The organism is Brevundimonas sp. NPDC092305 (assembly GCF_044755415.1).
GTDB lineage: Bacteria > Pseudomonadota > Alphaproteobacteria > Caulobacterales > Caulobacteraceae > Brevundimonas.
The window spans coordinates 568,110-591,352 of the sequence record NZ_JBIVQY010000001.1 but is presented as its reverse complement, the minus strand read 5'-3'; the positions used below and the strand labels follow the sequence as shown (position 1 = coordinate 591,352).

General features: G+C 67.2%; 13 protein-coding genes. 7 read left to right on the top strand and 6 right to left on the bottom strand.

What is annotated here, in order from left to right:
* The first annotated feature begins 49 nt into the window (after positions 1 to 49).
* From ACIQC9_RS02840 to ACIQC9_RS02820, 5 genes are all read left to right on the top strand, one after another.
* The gene (locus tag ACIQC9_RS02840; RefSeq protein ID WP_400612190.1) at positions 50 to 451 is read left to right on the top strand and encodes a c-type cytochrome; all 402 of its coding nucleotides are present in this window, start codon (positions 50 to 52) and stop codon (positions 449 to 451) included.
* Positions 448 to 1,401 (top strand): c-type cytochrome, encoded by a 954-nt coding sequence (locus ACIQC9_RS02835; RefSeq protein WP_400612188.1) that lies wholly within the window; start codon positions 448 to 450, stop codon positions 1,399 to 1,401. Before ACIQC9_RS02840 ends, ACIQC9_RS02835 begins: the two co-directional genes overlap by 4 nt.
* Positions 1,398 to 3,935 carry a cbb3-type cytochrome c oxidase subunit I gene (locus ACIQC9_RS02830; protein WP_400612186.1) on the top strand — a complete coding sequence of 846 codons (2,538 nt, stop codon included), beginning with the start codon at positions 1,398 to 1,400 and terminating at the stop codon, positions 3,933 to 3,935. Before ACIQC9_RS02835 ends, ACIQC9_RS02830 begins: the two co-directional genes overlap by 4 nt.
* Position 3,936: 1 nt before the next feature.
* A complete protein-coding gene (locus ACIQC9_RS02825) occupies positions 3,937 to 4,227 on the top strand; it encodes a hypothetical protein (protein ID WP_400612184.1) in 291 nt (96 codons plus the stop codon).
* Between the two features lie 391 nt (positions 4,228 to 4,618).
* Positions 4,619 to 4,930: a TonB family protein gene (locus tag ACIQC9_RS02820; RefSeq protein WP_400612182.1), complete on the top strand. Its 312-nt coding sequence runs from the start codon at positions 4,619 to 4,621 to the stop codon at positions 4,928 to 4,930.
* A gap of 9 nt (positions 4,931 to 4,939) precedes the next feature.
* Here the strand turns inward: ACIQC9_RS02820 and ACIQC9_RS02815 are convergent, their stop codons facing one another.
* The 6 genes from ACIQC9_RS02815 to ACIQC9_RS02790 form a co-directional block, all read right to left on the bottom strand.
* On the bottom strand, positions 4,940 to 5,155 hold the full coding sequence (locus ACIQC9_RS02815) for a hypothetical protein (protein WP_400612180.1): 216 nt from the start codon (positions 5,153 to 5,155) through the stop codon (positions 4,940 to 4,942).
* 203 nt (positions 5,156 to 5,358) lie between these two features.
* Positions 5,359 to 7,245, bottom strand: coding sequence for a PAS domain-containing protein (locus ACIQC9_RS02810; protein ID WP_400612178.1), 1,887 nt, complete (start codon positions 7,243 to 7,245; stop codon positions 5,359 to 5,361).
* Between the two features lie 117 nt (positions 7,246 to 7,362).
* On the bottom strand, positions 7,363 to 8,553 hold the full coding sequence (locus ACIQC9_RS02805) for an HlyD family efflux transporter periplasmic adaptor subunit (protein ID WP_400612176.1): 1,191 nt from the start codon (positions 8,551 to 8,553) through the stop codon (positions 7,363 to 7,365).
* Positions 8,546 to 10,684, bottom strand: a complete 2,139-nt coding sequence (locus ACIQC9_RS02800) for a type I secretion system permease/ATPase (RefSeq protein WP_400612174.1) — start codon at positions 10,682 to 10,684, stop codon at positions 8,546 to 8,548. Before ACIQC9_RS02800 ends, ACIQC9_RS02805 begins: the two co-directional genes overlap by 8 nt.
* Positions 10,681 to 11,955: a TolC family protein gene (locus ACIQC9_RS02795; RefSeq protein WP_400612172.1), complete on the bottom strand. Its 1,275-nt coding sequence runs from the start codon at positions 11,953 to 11,955 to the stop codon at positions 10,681 to 10,683. The genes ACIQC9_RS02800 and ACIQC9_RS02795 overlap by 4 nt, the downstream gene beginning before the upstream one ends.
* Positions 11,952 to 20,822, bottom strand: coding sequence for an Ig-like domain-containing protein (locus ACIQC9_RS02790; protein WP_400612171.1), 8,871 nt, complete (start codon positions 20,820 to 20,822; stop codon positions 11,952 to 11,954). The genes ACIQC9_RS02795 and ACIQC9_RS02790 overlap by 4 nt, the downstream gene beginning before the upstream one ends.
* Before the next feature lie 795 nt (positions 20,823 to 21,617).
* Between ACIQC9_RS02790 and ACIQC9_RS02785 the strand changes: the two genes are divergently transcribed.
* Both ACIQC9_RS02785 and ACIQC9_RS02780 read left to right on the top strand, forming a co-directional pair.
* Positions 21,618 to 22,214: a curli assembly protein CsgF gene (locus ACIQC9_RS02785; protein ID WP_400612169.1), complete on the top strand. Its 597-nt coding sequence runs from the start codon at positions 21,618 to 21,620 to the stop codon at positions 22,212 to 22,214.
* The gene (locus ACIQC9_RS02780) at positions 22,211 to 23,170 is read left to right on the top strand and encodes a CsgG/HfaB family protein (RefSeq protein WP_400612167.1); all 960 of its coding nucleotides are present in this window, start codon (positions 22,211 to 22,213) and stop codon (positions 23,168 to 23,170) included. Before ACIQC9_RS02785 ends, ACIQC9_RS02780 begins: the two co-directional genes overlap by 4 nt.
* Positions 23,171 to 23,243: the final 73 nt, after the last annotated feature.

Genomic DNA, 23,243 nt, shown 5'->3' with positions numbered 1-23,243 from the left:
AACCCCCAGCTTGGCGGTGGGTTAGCTGATCGAGTGCGGCGGGGAGCGTATGGCGCGGACGAAACAGACACCTGCGGCGGTGAGAGCCGCGATACTGGCGACGATCGCGATCACCGCGGCCGGTCCGGCGGCGTGCAGCGACAAGACCAGCCAGCCCCGCACCCTCGCCGGCGCTGATCCCGACCGGGGTCTGGAGATCATCCGCCGCACCGGCTGCGCCGCCTGCCACGCCGTCCCCGGCGTCGACTGGCCTACAGGCGCGGCCGCTGCGTCGCTTGACGGCTTTGGCGACAGCCCCCTGATTTCCGGGCGTCTGCCCAATCAGCCAGACACGCTGGTGCGGTTCCTGCGCGACGCACCGTCGCTCGATCCGCAAACGGCGATGCCGCCCATGCCGCTGACCGAGCCGGAAGCCCGCGACGTCGCGGCCTATCTCTACACGCTCCGATGAGTGCCGCGGTTGAGGGAACGGCGGGCTGGCCTCCGCCCGTGCTCGATCCGGCGGGGCCCTTCGCCGGGCCGGTGAACATCGTCTCATGGGTCCTGTTCGGCATGGGCGCCGTGGTGCTCGTGATCGTGCTGATCACCCTTGGCGTCGCCCTGTTCGGTCCCCGTCGCTGGCGCACGCGGCTGGGCGGAGCGAAGTTGATCTGGATCGGCGGACTGGCTTTCCCCGTCGTCGTCCTCAGCGCCCTGCTGATCTATGGCCTCGGCCTGACCAGTCATCTGTCCGACGAGGGCGCGCCCGGCGAGATGCGGGTCCGGGTCACCGGCGAGATGTGGTGGTGGCGGGTCGCCTATCTGGACGACCAGGGCCGCGAAGCCTTTAAGGACGCCAACGAGATACACATCCCGACGGGTCGCCCGGTGGTGTTCGAACTCGAATCCGCCGACGTCATTCACAGCTTCTGGGTCCCCCGTCTGGGCGGCAAGCGCGACATGATCCCGGGGCGTCGCACCTTCCTGCGACTGCAGGCTGACGAACCCGGCGCCTACGGTGGACAGTGCGCCGAATACTGTGGCGGTCCTCATGCGCTCATGGGGCTAGTCGTCGTCGCCCACGCGCCAGCCGAGTTCGAAGCCTGGCGGCAAAGGCAGGCTGCCCCGTCGCCGGCCGCGGCGATCCCCGCCCGGGGCGCGGAGGTCTTTCGCACCGCCGGATGTGGCGCCTGCCACTCCGTAAATGGGACCGGCTTCAACGGCGTCGCCGGGCCTGACCTCAGCCATGTCGGCTCGCGCCGGACCCTGGGCGCCGGCATCCTGCCGAACAATCAGGGCACGCTCGGCGGCTGGATATCCGACAGCCAGTCGCTGAAGCCGGGTAATCGCATGCCCGCCTATCCCGTCCTGTCCGGACAGGACCTGCGCGCCGTCTCGGCTTGGCTGGACAGTCTGGAATGAGTTCGGAAACGGGCTTCGACCCCGAACTTTACAAGCGCTTCCCGACCACGGAACCCCGGCCGGACGGCGAGCTGGAAGAGCTTGAACGCCTCTGGTGCGCACCGAGGGGCTGGCAGTGGATCAGCGCGATCAACAACAACTATGTCGGCGTCTATTACATCGGCGCGGCCATGCTGTTCTTCGTGCTGGCGGGCATCCTCGCCGTTTTGATGCGCACCCAGCTGGCGTTGCCGATGCAGGGCTTCCTCGCGCAGGAGACCTACAACCAGCTCTTCACCGTGCACGGGACCATGATGATGTTCCTTTTCGCGGTGCCGGCGGTGGAGGCGCTGGGCGTCCTGCTGCTGCCCCAGATGCTGGGGGCGCGGGATCTGCCGTTTCCGAGGCTGAGCGCCTACGCCTTCTGGGCCTATCTGATCGGCGGTCTGGCCTTCTTCTGTTCGCTGTTCTTCGGTCTGGCGCCAAACGGCGGCTGGTTCATGTACCCGCCGCTGACCTCGATGACCTATTCGCCGGGCATCAACGCCGACTTCTGGCTGGTCGGGATCGGCTTCATCGAGATTTCGGCCATCGCCGGCGCCATCGAGATCATCGTCGGCGTGCTGCGTAACCGCGCTCCGGGCATGAGCCTGGACAAGATGCCGATCTTTGCCTGGGCCATGCTGATCTTCGCGGTGATGATCATCATCGCCTTCCCGTCGGTGATCCTCGCCACCACCCTGATGGAGCTGGAGCGGGCGCTGAACTGGCCGTTTTTTGATCCGGTTCGCGGCGGCGACCCGATGCTGTGGCAGCACCTGTTCTGGTTCTTCGGCCACCCCGAGGTCTACATCATCTTCCTGCCGGCGGCGGGCGCCACCTCGACCATCATCCCGGCGATCACGGGGACGAAGCTGGTCGGATACCGACTGGTGGTGCTGGCCCTGCTGGCTACGGGCTTCATCAGTTTCGGCGTGTGGGCGCACCACATGTTCACCACCGGCATGCCGACGATCTCGACCAGCTATTTCTCGGCCGCCTCGATGGCGGTCAGCATTCCGGCCGGCGTTCAGGTCTTCGCCTGGATCGCAACTATCGCCGCCGGAAAGATGCGCTTCAACACGCCCGGTCTGTTCGCCGTCGGGGGTCTCGTGACCTTCGTCATGGGCGGGCTGACTGGGGTCATGGTCGCCATGGTGCCGTTCGACTGGCAGGCCCACGACAGCTACTTCATCGTCGCACACCTGCACTACGTGCTGATCGGCGGGATGGTCTTCCCCTTCTTCGCGGCCATCTACTACTGGCTGCCCATGTCCTCCAGCCGGCCGCTGAGCGAGCGCTGGGGCAAGTGGGTATTCTGGCTGATGTTCGCCGGCGTTCACATCACCTTCCTGCCCATGCACCTGACCGGGCTGATGGGGATGCCACGCAGGGTCTACACCTACCTGCCGGACCGGGGCTGGGACCTGCCCAACATGATCTCGACCGCCGGCGCCTTCCTGACCGCATTTGCGGTGCTGCTGTGGGTCATCGACATGGCTCGTAACTTCCGCCCGTTTGGATCGAGGGATGCGGGAAACATCTACGGCGGCCCGGGTCTGGAGTGGCTGCCTACGGGCCTCTACTCCGCGCGATCGGTCCCGGTAATTACGAGCCTCTACCCCCTGTGGGAACAGAAGGGGCTGGCGCGCGACGTTGAGGCCGGCCGCTACTTTCTGCCCAACAGCGCGACCGGCCGGCGCGAGACCCTCGTCACCTCCACCCTGAACGCCGAGCCCCAGTATCTGCAGCGGATGCCGGTCCCATCGCCGTGGCCGATCTGGGCGGCGGTGTTCACGGCGGCCGCCTTCCTGCTGCTGACGGTGCAAGCCTACTGGCCCAGTCTCATCGCGGCGGTGCTCGCCATCTATTGCGTTTTCAGCTGGTGCTGGCTGCTGGACCGGCCCGTCGATCAGCTGACGGCCGACATCGGCGCCGGCATCCGCGTTCCGACCTACGTCAGCGGGCCCGGCAGTCACGGCTGGTGGGCAATGATCATCACGCTGGTCGTCGGCGGAATGGTGCTCCTGCTGGCGGGCTTCAGCTACGTGTTCCTGTGGAGCCGCAATCCGGCGACCTGGACGCCGCCGCCCGACCTCGTGACCCTTCCGGCGACGCTTGGCCCTTATGTCGCGGCGGCTCTGCTGGCGTGGGGCGCGTGCATCGCCTTGCGTCTGGGCCGCTCGCGCAGCCGCATGATTGGAACCGCCATGATGGTTCTCGCCAGCCTTCTCGTCGCGACAGGCTGGGGCTTCGACTGGCAGGCGTGGCATGCGATCGGCGCAGATCCAACAACCAGCGCCCAGTTCGCCATGGTCTACGCCTTCATCGCCTGGGATGGCTTCTTCGCCTTCGTCTCGGTCCTGATGGGACTGTTCGTGGCCCTTCGGCAGGCTGCCGGCCTGGTTTCGCCTGATCGCCCGTCGACCTTCGATCTGGTCGCCCTGTTCCTTATCTACACGGGCATGCAGGGCGTGGCGTCCAGCCTGCTCATCCGCCTGTTCCCGGGCGCCTGACGTGAGACGCTGGCTCTGGATGACGGGCGGTCTGGTCGTATGGGCGATCCAATTCTCGGCGCTGTATGCATTATCGAGCCTCGCCGATGTGACAGCAGACGCCGCTGGCCCGCACTGGCGGCTTGCCGGCCTTCTGCTCAGCGTCGCCTGCGCACTTGTGTGCATCGCTCTGCTCTGGAGGGCAGCGAGGAAGCGCCAGCGAACCTTCATCGACGACATCGCCGCCCTGTCCGCACTGATTGGCGTTATCGCGACGCTGTGGCAGGGCCTGCCGACCGTGATCGGCTTTTAAAGCCGAAACCGGAGTGTTCTTTTGAAGGTGACAGAGACGCGCTTTCCAGACTGAAAGCACCGCCTCAGTCCAACGCTTTTAACCTCTAGGGTTTCGCCGGCGGCATCCGTCCTACTACACCTTCGACATGCGCTTTAAGTAGGTCGTTGATCTGCCGATCGGCGAGACCGAACTGTTCCTCAATGTGTTCAAAACCGCCGGCCTTCTTGCTGGTGGCCGGGGCCGCCCCTTTTGTCGTCAGGCCCGACCATCGTGGCTAGAACCCAATGTCGCGTATCAACGTGCAATCCGCCGGATACGGCCAATCGGTCGACACACTTCCCGATGCCGGTCGTTAACTTCTTCGGGAACGGAATGCAGGGCGCGATCTTATCATGTCAGGAGGGACATCATGATCGCCCTGACAATCGCCGCCGCCCTGCTTCTCGATCCATCTTTCGCTCCTGACGCCGTCAGCAAGCCTGTCCGCAATGAGACGCTCGTGCGCGTTCAGGCGGCTGAGCCTCCTGCGCTCAATCTCGTCGCCGTGACGCTGGAATGCACGGCGCGGGCCGACGGTCACGTGGAGCGCTGCAAGGTGCTGGAAGAAACCCATCCGGGTCGCGGCTTCGGCGAGGCGGCGATCGCGTTGATGCAGGGCGCAGAGGTCGAACCGGGGCCCCGGGACATGCAGTTCGCACGCACGATCCAGTTCACGCCCTGACGAGGAGTCCTACTCCGCCGGAGGCGCGAAGCTCACGGGCTCGCCCACAAACAGCGCCTCAAGGTTCCTGAGCGGGCGGTGCGGCTTTCGCATGCGGATCACCGTATGCAGCAGATCCGCAAGGTCCAGCGCTTGACGGCAGGACATCTGTGACGACGCCTTCAGCAGGCTGTCCCGCAAATCCAGATAGTCCTTGTCGGGCATGATGCGATCCAGACCAGCCAAACGCCCTCTCCTTTCCTCGTTTTGAAGGCGACGGGAAGCCGGACGCGGCGCCGGTTTTCGGGGGTCCGGTGGTTTTCGCCATCGGCCTCCCGTCGCGCAGGAAGCGGCGTGCCCCTTCCCCTCCAGCATTTGGCCGTAGGGCGAAAACGGAATCTACCGGCCTGACCCTGAGTAGAAACCCGGTTCGCGGGTTAAGTCCTTGTTTACCGTACTGCTCGCGCAGACTCGTCCTTGGCGACGATACCGGCTTCCGACGCCAGCCGGATCAGGTCCGCGAGCGTCGACACGCCCAGACGATCCATCAGATGCGATCTGTGGGTTTCAACCGTACGCGGACTCAACGACAGACGAATCGCGATGGTCTTGTTCGTACCGCCGGCGATCAAGCCCTCAAGGACCTCGCGCTCACGTCGGGTCAGTTGCCCGATCCTTTGCCTCGCGTCGCCGCCCCCGGTTACGCGCTCTCCCGTCTCGGGCTTCACCAGCGCCAGCGCCGCCCGGCTTGCCGCCGCCACCGCATCCGGGGTCGGATCGGACAACGCGTCCGAGGCGCCCAGCTTCATCAGCTTGACCACATCGCCGAGGCGGGACTCAAACTTGCCGATTGCGATCCACGGCAGGCGCGGCGTGAGCTTGAGCCCCGCCGCCGCGTTCAACGCCGGTTCCACATCGCCCCACACCCCCAGAACGACACATCCCGGGAGAAGGTCGTCGGAAACACGCTCCAGCTCCGCACTCGAGTCAAAGGCACGCACCCGGAACCCGCGACGACCGAGGGCATGAGCGAGGGCGTTCTGTCGGCCTTGGTCAGACTCGACCAGATAAATGCGGGAATCGATATCCTGACCGACCTCCACAACCAGACCGCCGATCCGTCTGCCTTCGCCGTCCTCGGAGGCGACCGGAAAGGCCGTCAACTGGAACCGGCGCACGACCCCCATTTCGGTGAGGCGGCGGAATTTGACCTGCGCGGTGGCGCCGCCGGTCGCCCGGTCGAACGCAGCGCGGAACTGAACGCGGTCGTCCGGATGGACGGTGTCGGCCCACGCCTCCCACGAGATCGATTCGCCGTCTGCCGGCAGGGCCCAGCAAGTGCGGGTTTCGGGATTAATGGGCGTCACTTGCCGGGTCGCAGTATCCGCGACCCACAACAGGGTGGCGTCGGCGCCATAGAAGTCGCGCAGCAGTTCCTCGCGCTGGCTCAGTCCGTCCGCAGCCACGCGCCAGTCATCGATGTCGGTGGCGGAACCGCACCACCCGGTGACATCGCCTTCCGTATTGAAGGTCTGTTCGCACCGGACCATGAACCAGCGCTCAACGCCCTTCGCGTCGCGAAGTCGCTGCTGGCATTCAAATGGCCGGCCTTCGGACATACAGACCGTGTGTACCGCCTGGGCGGTTGAAACATCATCGGGATGCACATGGTCGTCCCAGAATGTCTCGCCCATCCCGGTCAGTCCAAAGTAGGTCTGAAGACGTTGATTGACCCAGGTCAGCCGCCCATCGGCGTCGCATCGCCACAGCAGGCTGGGCGCCATGTCAGTCACGGCCTGCAGCGCCGCTTCACTGGATCGCAGCGCCTCGTCGGAAAGGAACCGACGCGTCGTCTCGTAGACGACCCCAAGAACGCCCGCGACGTTTCCGTCCTGTTTCCGAACAGGCGAGTACGAAAACGACCACCACGTCGAAGACAGGACCGAGTTTCGAATCAACGGGAGATGAAAGTCCTCAAAATAGCTGGACTCGCCGGCCAGCGCTCTCGCCATGACAGGCCCTACCTCGCCCCAGGCTTCCGGGAAGACATCTTCAAACGGCCTCGCGAGGCAGTCGCTTTTCCCCACCAGGGCCGGCTCGTAGGCGTCGTTGTAAAACAGCAGGTTCTCGTCGCCCCATGTCAGGAACATGGGAAAACGGGTTTCGAGCATGATGTTCAGGGCCGCGGTCAGACCTGGGTCCCATTCGTCCGGCGGGCCGAGGGGCGTCTCCTGCCAGGAAAAAGTGCGGATGCGTTCCGCCGAGCGACCTTCAGCCCTGATCAGAGAGACTTCACGTGCGTAATCGTGGCGGCCGAAGGACCGGGATTCAGACATTTCGGGCCGCTTGCCCCCCACAGAGTTCTCCCGCTCAGGTGGCGTCATGCGTAGCACGTTGTAACCGACCAGTGGTTGTCAAGAAAACTTGATCGATGAGGAGAGCGACGACGCGGCTCAAGACAAACGGGCTTTCAGAAGCGGACGCAGAAGATAGTTCAGAACGCTGCGCCGGCCTGACCTGACGTCTACCTCTGCAACCATTCCCGGCCTGATAGGAAGGCTTTGGCCGCCCTTTTGAAGGAAGGCTCGGTCCGTGCGAACAAGTACACTGTAATACGAGACTTTTCCCCGAGGCGTGTCCTCCTCGAGGGTGTCTTCGCTGATCTGCACGACCCGCGCAGGCAGGTCGCCGTACACGGTATAGTCGTACGCTGTAATTTTTACCCGGGCAGGCATCCCCGGGCGAAGGAAGGCGACGTCGCGAGGCAGGACGCGGGCCTCGACCAGCAGCTGATCATCCAGCGGGGTGAGCTGCATGATCGGCTCACCGGGCTGCACCACCCCACCCCGCGTGGTGATCAGCACGTCGTTGACCCGCGCGCGAACCGGCGCGATCAGCTTCGTGCGATTCAACTGGTCCTGACGTTGGTTGTGGATCTGGGTCTGCGCCGCCAGTTCGGCCTTCTTGGCGGCCAGCTCCGCATAGGCCTCCTGCATGTAGGTGTTGCGGACCTCGGTCTGGCGACCGGTCAGGGCGGCGATGTCCTTGCCGAGTCGCAGCGCCTCGACCTCGCTGACTGCGCCCCGCGCCGCGAGGGGTTCGACCATGGCCAGCTGGCGGCGGGCGTAGGCCGTCTCCTGCGTCAGGGCCTGCACGGTGGCGTTCAGATTGCGTCGCCGGGCCTCGAACAGGGCCCGCTCCGACGCGATCACGGGATCGCCGGCGGGTATGTTCGCCGGAAAGACCACGCCCGGCCGCCCCAGCACCTCGGCCTCCAGCCTGGCGATGGCGGCGGTCAGCGCCTTCACCTGCGCACCGGCCTCCAACGCGGAGGATTCGAAGCGGGTGCTGTCCAGCTGCGCAAGCGGCTGACCCGCCTGAACGATGTCGCCTTCCTTGACCAGCAGGTCGCGGAGGATGCCGCCTTCCAGACTCTGGATCACCTGCACCCGGCTGTTGGGCACCACCCTGCCCTCGCCGCGCACGACCTCATCCACCTGCGCCCACGACGCCCAGGCGACGAAAACGACGACAATGCCGACGGAGACCCACAAGACGGGCCTGGCTGCGGGATGGCTTTCGGCGATGCGGCCGCCGGACAGGGCGCGGCGCAGGTCGCGCTCGATACGAGCGGCGTCAGCCATGGACGGGCCTCATCTTCGTGACTCCAGCCACAGCGGGCTCCCGCGGACCGTCACCGACGATCCGGCCGCCGGACAGCGCCAGCACCCGATCCGCCACCGCCAGAACGGCGCGCTTGTGGGTCGCGACAACCACCGTCCGTCCCCTCGACCAATCCTGCAGAAATTCCACCACCCGCCGCTCGTTCGTCTGGTCATAGGCGGAGGTCGGCTCGTCCATCAGCACCACGCGGGGGTCCTGAAGGAACAGGCGCGCCAGCGCGATCGCCTGCCGCTGTCCGCCCGACACGCTCTGCGATCCGGCGATCGGCAGATCCAGCCCTGACGGATGGCCTCGCACGAAAGGCCCAAGCCCGACCGAATCCAGAGCTTCCAGCAACTCGGCGTCCGACCGCCGCGCGCCGTCCAACGTCAGGTTCTCACGCAGGCTGCCGTGGAACAGGGCGTTGTCCTGCGGCAGGTATCCGATGGCCCTTCGCCGGTCCGCCGGTTCGATCTGGGCCAGGCTGACATCGTCCAGCAGGAGACGGCCCGACGACGGATCACCCAACCCCGACAGCATGCGCAACAGGGTCGACTTGCCCGCGCCATTGCCGCCGATGATCGCCAGCCGCTCTCCGGCCGCGATCTCCAGTTGGGGAATGACGAGGGTCGGCGCGCCTTCGGGGTCCGGCCGGACCTCCAGCCCCTCGATCGTATAGCGACCTCTGGCGTCCGGCATGCGGGTGAACTCACGCCCCGCAGGTCTTTCGACCGGAGACGCCATGAGTTGGTCCAGCCCCTCCAACGCCACCTTTACATGCTGCCAGCGGGCGAGGATGGCGGTGAACTGCGCGGTGGGGGATACGGCCCGGGACACCAGCAGCGAACAGGCGACCAGCGCACCGGTGGTCATCCGGCCCGCGGCGATCTCGTAAACCCCGATGACGACGACGCCCATGTAGGCCAGTTGCTGAGCCGCCGCCGCGGCATAGGTCAGGGTGGAGGAAATGTTCCGCCCCTTCGCTCCCGCATCCGCCAGCTGGTCCGACAGCATCTCCCAGAGACGCAGATTCCGGCCCTCGGCCCGTGTGGCCTTCACCGTTTCGAGGTGCTCCACCGTCTCCAGCAGCAGGCCCTGTTTGACCGCCCCCTCGCGCAGATTATCGCGGGACAATTGCGCCAGACGGCGTTGCAGGAAGAAGGCGGGCGCCAGCATCAGGGCCACGGCCGCCAGCGGCGCAAGCGCCACAGGGCCGCCCAGCAGGGCGATGATGCCGATGAAGACCAGAATGAACGGCGCGTCGGTCAGGGCCGCGAGGGTCGAGGAGGTGAAAAACTCCCGCACCGTCTCGAATTCCCGCACCTGACTGGAGAAGGCGCCGGTCGAACCGGGGCGAGCGGACAACCGGATCTGCATCACCTGCTCGAACAAAACCGACGACAGTCGCAGGTCCAGCCGCCGGCCCGCCACGTCCAGCAGATGCGACCGCAGCAGGCGCAGCAGCAGCTCGGCGCCGATGGCGAGGAAGACCCCGCTGGCCAGCACCCACAGGGTGCCGAAGTTCGAGGTGGGCACGACGCGGTCATAGACCTGCATCGAGAACAGCGACGTTGCGATGGCCAGCAGATTGGCGAACACCGCCGCCACGCCGATCTCGATCAGCGAGGGCCACGCCTGTTTCAACGGCCCCCGCAGCCAGTGGCCGGGCGCCGCCTTGGCGTAGCCGCCGGCGCGTGCGTCGCCGGTGTAGAGCGGTCGTGCGAAGACGATCAGACCGGCATGGGCCGCCTTGAGGTCCGCCAGCGGCAGCCGGCCCTCTCCGCCGCCCGTCTCGGGGCTCAGCACGACGGCCTCGCCCCCTGCCTTCGACATCAACACCCGGACGCCGCCGTCCCGCATCAAGAGCAAGGCAGGCAACAGAGACTCGGGGGCCTCCTCAACGCCCAGAGGCGTCGCGCGCGCGGACAGGCCGGCGCGGCGCATGGCCTTCTCGACCTGATCCAGCGGCAGGCGGCCGTCGTCCAACGCCATCCCGTCCCCGAGCTGGGCCGGAGTGGTCGGCCGACCGAGCTCGGCCGCGAGCAGGCTCAGGCCTTCCCGGAGCGGATCCTCGACGGCCCTCGCCGCGCCGTGGGGCCAGGCCAGACTCATGAGGGCGCCCCCGTGGTGTTCATGGCATCGCTTTCCATGGTGGAAGCCAGCAGTCCCAGCTGCGCGGCCGCCCGGTACTGCAGCCGCAGCCGCTCGATGATCAGCTCCAGCACCTGACGCTGGGCCTCGAAGCTCTCGGTTTCCATGATCACGAGATCCTGGATATCGCGACGGCCGACGAGGAACTGCTCGCGGTACAGGTCGCGCACAGCCTCGGCCTGCTCGGCCTGGGTCTCCAGAGCGGTGATGCGCAGGGCCAGCGACGCATCATTCTGGATCAAGGATCCGACCAGACGTCTGAGATCGCGCGCCACGACCTGCGCCTCCCATCGCGCCGCCTCGCGACGTTGCGCTTCCAGCTGAGGGCGCTGGAAGGCTGACAATCCCTGCTGGCTGGACAGGCGCAGGCGTACGCCCACGAAACTGTCGTCGACCATGCGGCCGCCGATCTCCCGGCGTTGCAGTGAGCCCTCGACATTGAGGCGGGGAAAGCGTGCGGCCTGCGCTTCACGGAAGCCGGCGTCGGCGGCCTGCACCGCCATGTTCGCCTTCCGGAAGAGCGGCGCCGCGACGACGGCGGCCTCCAGCGCCCCAGGCTCCCTGAAGGCGTCGAGGAAACCCGGTGAAGCCGGCGCACGAACGCTCTCCGGCGGCGATCCGACGATCAGTTCGTAGCGGTCCCTCGCCTGAGCCAGATCGCCCTGAATCCGCGCCCGCGACCCTGCTACCGTCGAGAGCGCCAGCTCGACGCGTCCCGTCTCGCTGAGGTCCGAGTATCGCGCCTCCACCCGCGTGCGGGCGATCTCGGCCAGAGACTCCAGCTGAACCCTTTGATCATCCAGCAGCGACAGCTGCGCGCGGGCGCTGGCGATATCGAGATAGACCTCGACGATCTCGAGCGCGGCGTCGTCCTTCACCACCTGCAGATTGGCCTGCTGGAGCATCAGCAAGGCGCGCCGCTGATCCACAGCCCTGCCCGTCGCGCCCCAGTCGTAAACCGTCTGGGCCAGATTGACGTCGTACGACACGCCGCCCGCGTCCGGTCCCACCGAGCTCGTCAGGGTCGGCAGATAGCCGTTCCGGGCCATATCCACCTCGGTCGAGGCCTGACTGATCCGGGCCTCCGCCAGCCGGACTTCCGGGTGACGCGACAAGCCGCGCTGCACCGCCTCGTTGATCGTCTCCGCCGAAGCCGGAGACGCGGCAAGGGGTGCGGCGGCCAGGGCGACCGCCGCCATTTGTCCGAGTTGCGACCGGATGAGGCTGATCATGGATGGCCGATCGGGGGCTCCTCGGGAATGACCAGATGAGGGATCCAGCCGGCGTGAACATCGGCGACAGGCGACAGCGGCCGGGCCAGTTCGTTATCGAAGGCGAGCGCTCCGGGGACATCCGGGGTCGTTTCGGTGAACCGCTCGATCATCTCGCCGGTCAGGGCAGGAACGATGATGTCCTCGCGCACGGACACCGCCTCTTCGAACCCGAAATCGACCTGGATGTCATCGTCAGCCGAGAAGGCGGCGAACAGGCCGGCCGGGTCGGGGCCGTCCAGACTGTTCAGCGCGTTGACATTCACCACCGACCCGATGACCGCAGAGCTGCTGAGCCCCTCGGCATCCGTAGCCGTGATGGTCAGGGCGTTGAGCAGATTGAGGCTCAGCACCGAGCTGGACAGCAGACCGCCGCCGGTGTCAGTCAGATGCACGCTCTCGAGGAAGCGGTTGATCTCGACGTTGTCGAGCACGCCTCCGTCCGCCGCCGTGATCGTAATCCGCGCGCTAGGGGCCACGATGCCAAGCAGCCCGTCCGAGTCGGTGACCTGAACATTGATCCCGTACTGGGCCGCAAGCGCCGTCGACCAGGCGAAGGTCAGCGGCGACAGGTTCAGTGCGACGAGAGGCGCGTACTCAACTTCGACCCTGCTGAGGTTGCCGTTCGCGTCGGCTGCGAGCAGGTCCTGACCGTTCAGATTCAGACCCAGCGCGCCCAGACCGATCAGACCCAGCAGGTTCTGCGCCGACAGTTCAACGACCGGCGCCACATTGCCCGGGACGGGCGGCAGGGGATCGACGTTCGAGCTGTCGATACCGATCGAGGTTGATCCGGTATCGCCATCTCCGTCGACCGCCGAACCGCCGATGGTCAGCAGGTCGGGTGCGGTCGTGCCGTCCACCGACAGCGTGTCCACCACCAGCTTCCCGCGCAGCAGCAGGTCGCTCAGGATCGCCTGATCCGACCCCAGCCCGGAAACCAGATCGACGCCGGACAGAAGGATGGTCTGATCCGCCGCGCCCGCCGTCGCCGAGCCGAAGCCGCCGGTGAAGGCGCCGGTCGTGCTGATGTGCACCAGCGTGCCGGAGGCCGTCAGCTCGAAGTGGATGTAGTTGGCGAGGTTGCCCGGATTGTTTCCTATCCGCCCCTCGCCAACCAGCAGGCTGGACAGATCCAGCACGTCGCCGCCCAATCGCACGCTGGCGACATTGAAGTCCTGAATGACATCGGCCGCAGGCTGGGCGGTCGTGCCCTGATCGCCGCGCTCCCACCGGAAGACGTCGACACCGGCGCCGCCGTTCAGGGTGTCGTTACCCGTCCCGCCGATCAGCAGATCGTTGCCTGCGCCGCCGTTCAGCGTGTCGGTTCCGGCCCCGCCGCGCAGGATATCGTTGCCGAGGCCCGCGTTGAGCGTGTCGTTGCCGGCATAGCCGTACATCCGGTTGTCCAGCGCCGCACCGGTCCCGACGTCGGACGCCGTCAGCACATTATTGGTCCCGCTGCCGGTGACGATCTGCGCTGGCTGCGTCCCGCCCAGCAGACCGGCCAGCACGCCCAGATCGGCAAGCGAGCTCTCGGAATCCAGCGTCACATGGCCGGCGAGGTCGGTCGCCTGAATGCTCAGCGTCTGGGCGACATTCAGGTCCAGCAGCCCGGACAGGCCGCCGCTGATTGTGATCGAGGCGAGGAACTCGTTGAGCTTCAGATTGTCGACCGCGCCGCCGTCCGCCGCACGGATGGTCAGTTGCGACGAACCCGGCAGCAGGAAGGTGTTCACCTGTGTGACCACCAGCCCAAGCTCGGCCGCCAGGGCTGCATTGTACCCGAATGTCTTCAGGCCCAGCCCGATCGCGGCCGAGTAGCGGACCACGACCGTACCGATGTCATTGTTGGCGTCCGACGCGGTGAAGAACTGTTGCCGGTCCAGCTGGATCAGACCCAGCACATCCGCATCGATCAGACCAAGCAGACCTTCGCCGCCGCCCAGCGCCACATCGGGCCTGACCGAGGGCGCAGGCGCCGAGTCCTGCCCCGTAACCTGCACCCGATACTCGCCGGTCTCGAAGTCGACGGTGATGGACTCGCCGCGCACGGTGGTGACCGACAGGACGCCGTCGTCCACGCCGTAAGCCAGCAGGGTCGTGGACGAGCCGCTGACGCCCACAGTGTCCGTCGCCGGGTTGTAGGTGAAGGTCCGCCCGTCGATCGTCACCGACACCAGCCGCCCGCCGTCAGGGCCGAAATCGTTCACCAGATCACCCACGATCACACCGGGCGCCGTCGGCGTCAGGGTGATGGGCGCCGCCAGCTGGGGAACGCCGTCGACGATGCCCACGGAGATGGCGCCGCTCGCCGTGCCGTCCGCATCGGTGACCCTGACGCCGATCTGGGTCTGAAGCACGTCCGCTCCGGCGCCGGGATGATCCAGCGCGTCCAGCAGCACGATCCGGTACTGACCGCCGGCGCTGATCGAGGCGCGGATGACTTCCCGTCCACCGGCCGAGCCGATCAGCACGCCGTTCGCGTCGAGCGCCCATGTCACGGTCTGGCCGTGCGAGGTCAGCACGCCGGCCGGAGCCTGCAAGGCATATGTCACCGTGCCGGTCGCGCCGGTGATCGGGATCGTCCCGATGGTCTCCACGCCGATGGCCGCTTCGGTGACGCTGGCCGTCGTCGCGCCGATGTCGATCGGCACCGTGTCCACCTCGAAGCTCAGCACGGTCGATGGCGGCGTGGTGTTGCCTGCGCCGTCCGTGATCACCGCACGAGCCGTGAACTGCCCGTCGCTGAGAGCGGCGCCGATCGGGATGGAGATCTGGCCGGCCAGAATGTTCGCGGCGCTCAGCACGATCGGGAAGGTCTGCACCGTGCCGCCCGTCGTCAGCGTCAGGGTCACCGTATCCCCGGCCTGCGCCGAGGGGGTCAGGGTGACGACGGCCGCGACGCCGCCGGTCAGTTCGCTGGAGCTGATGATGCCGTCGGCGGCGGCCGCGATGCTCAGACCCGGGGTCTGGGTCCCGCCCGGTCCCCCCGGCCCGATCAGGTCGACGGTGTAGGGCCGGCTCCCGGTGATCGTGCCGACATTGCCCGCCGCATCGCTGGCCAGAACCGTGGCCTGAAGCTGGCCGCCGACAAGCGCCGCGCCGGTCACCGTAATCGAGAACACCCCGTTCGCACCGACGACGCCGCTGAAGGTCGTCGCGCCCGCCGTCAGGGTGACAGAGTCGCCCACCCGGTATTCGCCCGTGACCTGACCGGTCACCACGACGCCGCCCTGCGACTCCGCCAGATTGACCACATCGTCGCCGGCGATGACGTTGATCGAGACCGTCGTGGTCGTGCCGTCAGGCGGCGTGACGTCGATCGGCGGCACCGTGGTAAAGGCCGAGACATTGCCGGCGGCGTCCACGGCGGCGAGTTGGCCCGTGAAGTTGGGCGGCGTGGCTCCGCCGACGAAGGCCGTCGCCGGGATGGTCCAGCTGCCGTTGGCCGCCACCGTGACGGTGATCGGTTGGCCGGAAGCGCCGATGATCGGCGAGCCAGAGCCGTCCAGCAACTGGATCGTGGCTCCGGCCTCTCCCGAGCCCGACAGGCCCGTGACGCCGGCAGAGGACAGGACGGGGGCGCCGGGCGCCGCGACGTCGACCCCATAGGGCCGGTCGGCTGTCACGGTCGCGGTATTCCCTGCCGCGTCCGTTACGGTCACGGCGACGCTCACGTCCGTCGAGGCCGCCAGATTCGCGCCGGGGAAGTTGACCGTCCAGCTGCCGTTGGCCGCGACAGTCGTTGTCCGGACCGTCCCGTCGGTCAGGGTCACCGTCACGGTATCGCCGGCGGTAAACTCACCCGCCACCGTACCCGACACGGCGATCGCGGCGGCGGCCGACTCGGCGATGTTGACGACGTTGTCGGCGGTCACTGCTCCGACTGTGATCGAAAGATTGATCGCGCCGTCGACAGGGCCGACCGGCGACGCCGCTGTGTTGCCCGCCGGGTCTGTAGCCTGCACCGAACCGCTGAAGCCGTTCAGGCCGGTCTGGATCTGGGCCGCCGGCAGCGTCCAGGCTCCGGTCGAGTCCGCGACCGTGGAGCCGACCGTCTGCCCCGCGCCGTTGCGCAGGGTGATGGTGGCCCCCGCTTCAGCCGTACCCGACAGGCCGGCGCCATTCGCCAGGGCGATTACCGGCGCCGGGGTCGACAGATCGACCGCATAGGTCTGGACGTCGCTCACCGTCACCGTGTTGCCGGAGGCGTCAACGGCCGTGGTCGTGGCCGTGACCGAGGCAGCGCCCGAAAGGGCCGCGCCGGGCACGCTGACGCTGAAGACGCCGTTGGCTCCGATGACAGCCGTGAAGGCCGCCCCGGAGGACAGGACGACATTCACCGTCTGTCCGACCGTGAACTCGCCGACCGCGCGGCCGGTGACCGTCACCGAGGCTTGGGCCTCCGCGCCGTTCAGCACATTGTCGGCGGTGACCGCGTCAACAACCAGCGTCAGGCTGATGTCGCCGTCGACCGGCCCCACCGTCGCCGAAGCCGTGTTGCCGACCGCGTCCGTGGCGGTGACCGAGCCGGTGAACCCGTCCAGCCCGCCGGGAACCTGCACCGCCGGCACGGTCCAGACGCCGCTGGCGTTGGCTGTGACGACAATCGGGTTGCCCGAGGCGTCGAGCACCGGATCGCCGTCAGCATCCAGCAACGCAACGCTGGCTCCGGCCTCGGCCGTGCCGCTCAGGCCCGCGCCGTTGGCGGCGGTGATGATCGGGATCGGGGTTGATCCATCGACGGGTCCGACAGTCGCGTTGGCGGTGTTCCCCGCAGCGTCGACCGCCCGCAACGATCCGGTGAAACCGTCCAGCCCGCCGGGAACCTGCGCCGCCGGCAGCGTCCAGCTGCCGTCGGGAGCCACCGTGACCGTGACGGGATTTCCGGCGCCGTTTAGCACCGGCGATCCGTTCGCGCCCAGGAGGGTCAGGGTGGCGCCCGCTTCGGCCACGCCCGTCAGCCCCAGTCCGTTGGCGGTCGCAACCACCGGAGCTGCGATCACGCCATCCACCGGCCCGATCGGCGCAGCGCCGATGTTGCCGGCGGCGTCCACCGCCTGCACTGAACCGGTGAAGCCGTTCAGACCACCAGCCACCTGAGCGGCCGGCACACTCCAGCTGCCGTCGGCCGCCACGGTCGTCCGGGCGATGAGGGCGCCGTTTGTGTCCCGCAAGATCAAGGTGGCGCCCGCCTCGGCCGTGCCTGACAGGCCCAGACCATTGGCGGTCGTGATCACAGGCGCTCCCGGCGGCGTCACGTCGACCGTGAAGGCCTGCACGTCGGTGACCGTCACCGTATTCCCGAAAGAGTCCGTCGTCGTCGTCGTCACTGTAACGGCCGTCGACGCCGCCAGCGCAGAGCCGGGGAAAGTCGCCGTCCATGATCCATCGGCCGCGAGCGTCGCCGTCGTGCTGGCGCCATTCGACAGGGTCACCGTGACGGTCTGGCCGACCGTGAAGTCTCCGATCACCCGGCCGCTGACGGCCACCGCCGCCTGGGCCGACTCCGCCAGGTTGACGACATTGTCGCCCGCCACGACGTCGACGTTCAGCGACAGGGTCACCGACCCATCGATGGGCCCGACGGCCGCGCTGGCCGAGTTGCCTGCGGGGTCGACCGCGCGCACCGAGCCCGTAAAGCCGTCCAGCCCGCCCGGAATCGCACCGGCCGGGATGCTCCACTGACCGTTCGCGTCGACCGTGGCCGTGACCTGCTGGCCATTGGCGCCGATCACCGGGGCGCCGTTCTCGTCCAGCAGAATAACCGCGCCCGGTTCAGCCGTGCCCGAAATGCCGGCGCCGTTCTGGGCGATCACGACGGGCGCTGGCGTCGAGCCGTCGACCGGGCCCACAGCCGCCGCGGCTGAGTTGCCGGCGTCGTCCTCGGCCCGCACCGATCCGGTGAAGCCGTCCAGTCCGCCGGGAACGGTTCCCGCCGGGATCGTCCAGGTTCCGCCCGCGCCTACCGTCGCCGTAACGGGGCGGCCGTTGACGTCCAGTACGGGAGTGCCGTTTCCGCTGATCAGGGTGACCGTCGCGCCGATTTCCGCCGTACCTTCAAGTCCTGCGCCATTCGCCGTCGTGATCACCGGCGCAGGTGTGGACCCATCCACCGGGCCCACGGCGGTCGTGGCCGGGTTGCCGGCCGCGTCGACGGTGCGCACCGTTCCGGTGAAGCCGTCCAGCCCGCCGGCCACCGCCGAGGCCGGAACGCTCCACAGACCGTCGAAGCCGACCGTCAGGGTGATGATCGTCGCTCCATTTGCATCAATCAGGGACAGGGTCGCGCCCGGTTCGGCGGTTCCGGAAATCTCCTGTCCATTGGCTTCGGTGATGACCGCCGCCGTCCCGGCGAGGTCAACCGCGTAGGTGCGGTCGTCGGTGACCTCGACGGCGTTCCCGGATGTATCGACAGCATCCATCGACACAGTCACCGAGGTCGCCGCAGCGACCGCCGCGCCGGGCACAGAGATGCTGAAGGTCCCGTCCGCGCCGAGCGTTCCTGCGAAGGTGACGCCCGGGGACAACTCGATCTCCACGGCCTGACCCGGCGTGAACTCGCCCGTGGCGCGCCCGGTGATGACGACCTGACCCTGGGACTCTGCAAGGTTCAGTACGTCGTCCGTTGCGATGACATCAAGCGACAGTGAGACGCGGATCGATCCGTCGACAGGCCCCACCGACGTCGCCGAGGCGTTGCCCGCCGGATCCACCGCCTGCACCGACCCGACGAAGCCATCCAGACCTCCGGGAATGGCCGTTGCGGGGATCGACCATGTGCCGTCGGCAGCCACCGTTACAGTCACAGGCTCGCCGTTTGTGCCGATGACCGGTTGGCCGTTCTGGTCCAGCAGGATCAGGGCGCCCGGTTCGGCCGTACCCGTCAGACCTGCGCCATTCGCGCCGGTTATCACCGGCGCGGGGGTCGAACCGTCGACAGGCCCAACAGCCGCCGAAGCGGTGTTTCCTGCGCCGTCGGTGGCGCGTACCGAGCCCGTAAAGCCGTCCACGCCGCCCGGAACGGCCGTCGCTGGAATGGTCCAGCTTCCATCGGCGGCCACCGTCGCCGTCACCGGTTGACCACCACCGCCCAGCACCGGATCGCCGTCGCCGTCCAGAAGGGTGACGGTCGCGCCGGCTTCCGCCGTGCCCTGTAGCCCGACTCCGTTGGCAGACGTCACCACCGGCGTCGTCGTGACCGTATCCACCACAAAGGCGACGGCGGCCGACGGCGCCGACGCATTACCCGCGCCGTCCGCGATGACCGCCACGCCGCTGTATGAACCATCAACCAGGGTGGCCGGCAGGGTTACAGTCGCCTCGCCTGCCGCGATGTCCTGCGCCGTCAGCACATGGTCGACGGCGATCGTCGCGCCGCCCGAAGTCACAGTGACCGTCACGATGTCGCCCGCCTGGGCTCCGGGCGTCAGGATCACGCGCGCCTGCACGCCGTCCGACAGCTCCGACGCGCCTACACCGCCAGCCGCCTCTGCGATGACCAGCACCGGCGCATCGGTTCCATCCACGCCGCCCGGGAAGGTCAGATCCGGCGCGATTGCACTGGCGGGGGGCGAGACATTGCCCGCGCCATCGGCCTGAACCACCGACACGGTCTCACTGGCGATCAGCGGTGGGTTCAGGGTGATCGTGAAGGCGCCGTTCGCGCCCACCACCGCCGTGCCCAGCACCTGTCCGTCCGGGCCGCGAGCGGTCACGATCGCGCCGACCTCGCCCTGTCCCGTGATCGACGCGCCGTCGTCCGACACGTCCACTCCCGTCGGAGCTGCGGGCGCCGTGACGTCAGGGGCAACCGCCGTGACCGGCGTCGAACCGTTTCCGGCCCGGTCAGTCAGAACCACGCTCACCGTCTCGCCATTCGTCAGCGGGGGTTGCAGGGTGACGGTGAAGGCGCCGTTCGCTCCGACCGTGCCGGTTCCGATCACCTGACCGCCCGGCCCTCTGACTGTCACGGTCGCGCCCGCTTCGCCCGTCCCCGTGACGGCGCCGCCGTCGTCGGAGACATCCACGGCGCCCGGAGCCGCCGGCCCCGTGGTGTCCGGCGCGGTCGCCGACGCGCCCGGCGACACATTGCCGGCCGCGTCCGTCAGGGTGACGGTCACGCCCTCCCCGTTCGTCAGCGCCGGAGCGACTGCGACGGTGAAGGTCCCGTTCGCAGCCACTGTACCCGTGCCGACCACCACGCCCGCGGCGTTGCGGATCGTGACGGTCGCGCCCGCCTCGCCCGTGCCGCTTAGCTGATTGCCGCCGGTGTTGAATGCCAGATTGACCGGCGCGCCGGGGGCCGTGGTGTCCGGGGTTGGTCCTGGTGGGGGTGTAGAATCGCCGCCTCCACCGCCCCCGCCGCCGCCCGCCGCGGCGGCGAGCCCGGCCGCCGCGGCCAGCCCGCCCAGCACTCCGGCCGCGCCAAAGCCCTCGCCGCCACCCTCGGTCATGCTGACGAACGGGGACATTTCTCCCTGCGGTATGAATGTCAGGCGTACGGGACCGTCGGTCAGCATGCCGCCGGTGTCGACCAGAACGGTTCGATCATCGGTATTCTCAAGGAAGAGGCGACGAGGCGTGGCGCCGTCGAAGAAGCCGTTCAGCCTCAGAACATTGCCGGCCTCGTCGACCAGAACCAGATCCGCGCCGTCGCGCCGGATAGAAGCGACGTCGGCCGCGTCGAGATTGAGATAGACGTCATGTGCGCCGTGCACATCGAGCTCACCACTGACCTCAACCGTCGGAACATCGGCGACCCGCGCCTCTGACGACGCCAGTTTCGCCTCGGTGCGAAGCGGATCGACGACAACGTCCTGCATCTCTGAACTCCCTGAGCGTTAGCCCGGCTTCTGCAGCGCGACGAGCCCGAACCCCGCCTTGAAGCGGCAGCCCGCGATTCGCCTATCGCGCGAGTTCGGTTCTTTCAGAGGAGAAGATGACAGTCGTCCGTAATTCTACTCAGGAGCGATACCACCCAAGAATTAAGCATTATCAATGCATTAAGAATTTGGCCCTGATGCCGATCGTACCTTTGGCATGGTCGGGACAACCCCGCGTCGATCCGGAAAATTCTTGTAGCGACATACTGATTGCGGACGTCGCACGGGATTTGACGCCGATGTCACTCCCCATCACGGTGTCGCACGCCCCTGACGATGGCTCGCAACCCGAGTAGGTGTTGCGGCGCCTCGTCTGCGGCTGACCTGCCACTCTGCGTCGGCCTGTCTCGGGCTCGCAATCCAGGCGACGACCAAGCTCACCCACCCTTCAGGGTCGCTGAAGTTCGTCTCGACCGCCGCAACAGATTACGCAGCTTCATCACAATCCGGAATCGCAGACGAAATCAACCTTTAACACAACCCTAGGTGACCACATGGGGCCTAGGGACGTTGTCTCGCCAAGATTTCGCCCGCTTCCAGATCGTGCCGTCCACCCACTCTTGCGTCGCTAAACGTACATAAATGCTGGATTTCATCCCCAGACCGCGCGCCATTGTGGCGCACTATTCGCCTATGAGGCGAGAGAAAGCCGCATTTCCTCCCAGATTGGCAATTCGCAGTTGCGCTACCGCTGGTCACTCCTTAACACCCCGTTAACGGTTGGGAGGAGTAGGTATGCGTCGGGGGATTACGGTTTTATTCGCGGGGGTGATTTGCGCCCTGACAGCGGGCGCGGCGACCGCGCAGGAACTGAGCTTCAAGTTCACGAATCCATCATTCGGCGGCAATCCGTTCTACGCGGATCACCTGCTGGCCGTGGCCACGGCTCAACGCCCTGAGAAGCCGTCCGAGGACGATGGTTTGAGCGAAGGCGAACAATTCGCCCGCCAGATCCAGAGCCGCATTCTCTCCGCCCTGTCGTCCAGCATCGTCGAGGCCATCACCGGCTCGGCGCCGGGCACCTCGGGCGAGTTCACGGTCGGCGACCAGACGATCTTCTTCGAGCGGACGCTCACCGAGATCCGCCTGACGATCACCGACAACGTCACAGGCGAAGTCACGACGATCGTCGTGCCGGTGTTCAACTTCGACAACACGGGCACGAGCAACGCCCAGTCGGCTCAACGGAACTCCGAGTCGATCGGCCTCTCGCCGATGATGCCTAGCAACAACAGCGGCCAGAGCGGCAGCCTGTTCTCCTCCTCCCCGCTGGAAGGCAGCTCGCTGCTTCCCAACACACCCCTCGTCCAGGGCACGGGGCTGATCCCGTGAACATCGCTCTATTGAAAAAGGCGGCCGTGGCCGCCCTCGGCGTGCTGATGCTCGCCGGTTGCGCCTCGCTCGAAACGGTGGCCGAGCCTCCGACGCACGCGCCCACCCTGCAGCCCTCGACGGCTGCGCGCCGCGAGCTGCTGTACATGCCGCCTCCCCCGGCCCCAATCGCGGTCGCGGTCTACAACTACCCCGACCAGACCGGTCAGCTGCGCGCCTCCGACACCGTGCAGAGCCTGTCCCGCGCCGTGTCGCAGGGCGGCACCAGCATTCTGGTCAAGGCTCTTCAGGACGCCGGCAACGGCAACTGGTTCACCGTCGTCGAGCGCGAGAATCTGGATAACCTGCTGAAGGAACGGCAGATCATCCGCGAGATGCGCCAGCGCTATCTGGGCGAGGCCGAAACTCCGGCCAACGTCCTGCCTTCGCTGCTGTTCGCCGGCGTGCTGCTGGAAGGCGGCATCATCGGTTACGACAACAACGTCGAGACCGGCGGCATCGGGGCCCGTTATCTGGCCATAGGCGCGGCGCGCGAATACCGCCGCAGCACCGTCACCGTCCACCTGCGCGCCGTCAGCGTCCGCACCGGCGAGGTGCTGAGCTCGGTCGTGACGTCCAAGACCGTCGCCTCGGTCGCGCTTCAGTCCAGCGTCTTCAAATTCGTCGCCTACGACGAGCTGATGGAATTCGAGGCGGGCGTGACCGCCAACGAACCGGCCCAGATCGCTCTGCAGCAGGCGATCGAGAAGGCCGTCTACGCCCTGATCCTCGACGGCGCGAACAACGGCCTGTGGGAGTTCGCAGACCGCACGGCCGGCCAGGTCTGGCTGGACCGCTACGCCGAGGAACAGCGCCGCGCGCTCGACGCGGCCTGGGACTTCAAGGGGGGCGAGCAACTGCCTCCCGCCACCCATGCATCGACCAACGCACCGGCGACGCCGGCTGGCGGTCGATGACCTGAATCCCCGGCGACGGGGAAGGAGTTGGAGCGCCGTCGCCAGCGGGCGCTCCTCAGTATTCGGGCCGAGT

What these genes read in the sequence shown, in the direction of transcription:
- ACIQC9_RS02840 (WP_400612190.1), top strand. Translation starts at nt 50, where the DNA reads ATGGCGCGGACGAAACAGACACCTGCGGCGGTGAGAGCCGCGATACTG.
- ACIQC9_RS02835 (WP_400612188.1), top strand. Translation starts at nt 448, where the DNA reads ATGAGTGCCGCGGTTGAGGGAACGGCGGGCTGGCCTCCGCCCGTGCTC.
- ACIQC9_RS02830 (WP_400612186.1), top strand. Translation starts at nt 1,398, where the DNA reads ATGAGTTCGGAAACGGGCTTCGACCCCGAACTTTACAAGCGCTTCCCG.
- ACIQC9_RS02820 (WP_400612182.1), top strand. Translation starts at nt 4,619, where the DNA reads ATGATCGCCCTGACAATCGCCGCCGCCCTGCTTCTCGATCCATCTTTC.
- ACIQC9_RS02810 (WP_400612178.1), bottom strand. Translation starts at nt 7,245, where the DNA reads ATGTCTGAATCCCGGTCCTTCGGCCGCCACGATTACGCACGTGAAGTC.
- ACIQC9_RS02805 (WP_400612176.1), bottom strand. Translation starts at nt 8,553, where the DNA reads ATGGCTGACGCCGCTCGTATCGAGCGCGACCTGCGCCGCGCCCTGTCC.
- ACIQC9_RS02800 (WP_400612174.1), bottom strand. Translation starts at nt 10,684, where the DNA reads ATGAGTCTGGCCTGGCCCCACGGCGCGGCGAGGGCCGTCGAGGATCCG.
- ACIQC9_RS02795 (WP_400612172.1), bottom strand. Translation starts at nt 11,955, where the DNA reads ATGATCAGCCTCATCCGGTCGCAACTCGGACAAATGGCGGCGGTCGCC.
- ACIQC9_RS02790 (WP_400612171.1), bottom strand. Translation starts at nt 20,822, where the DNA reads ATGCAGGACGTTGTCGTCGATCCGCTTCGCACCGAGGCGAAACTGGCG.
- ACIQC9_RS02785 (WP_400612169.1), top strand. Translation starts at nt 21,618, where the DNA reads ATGCGTCGGGGGATTACGGTTTTATTCGCGGGGGTGATTTGCGCCCTG.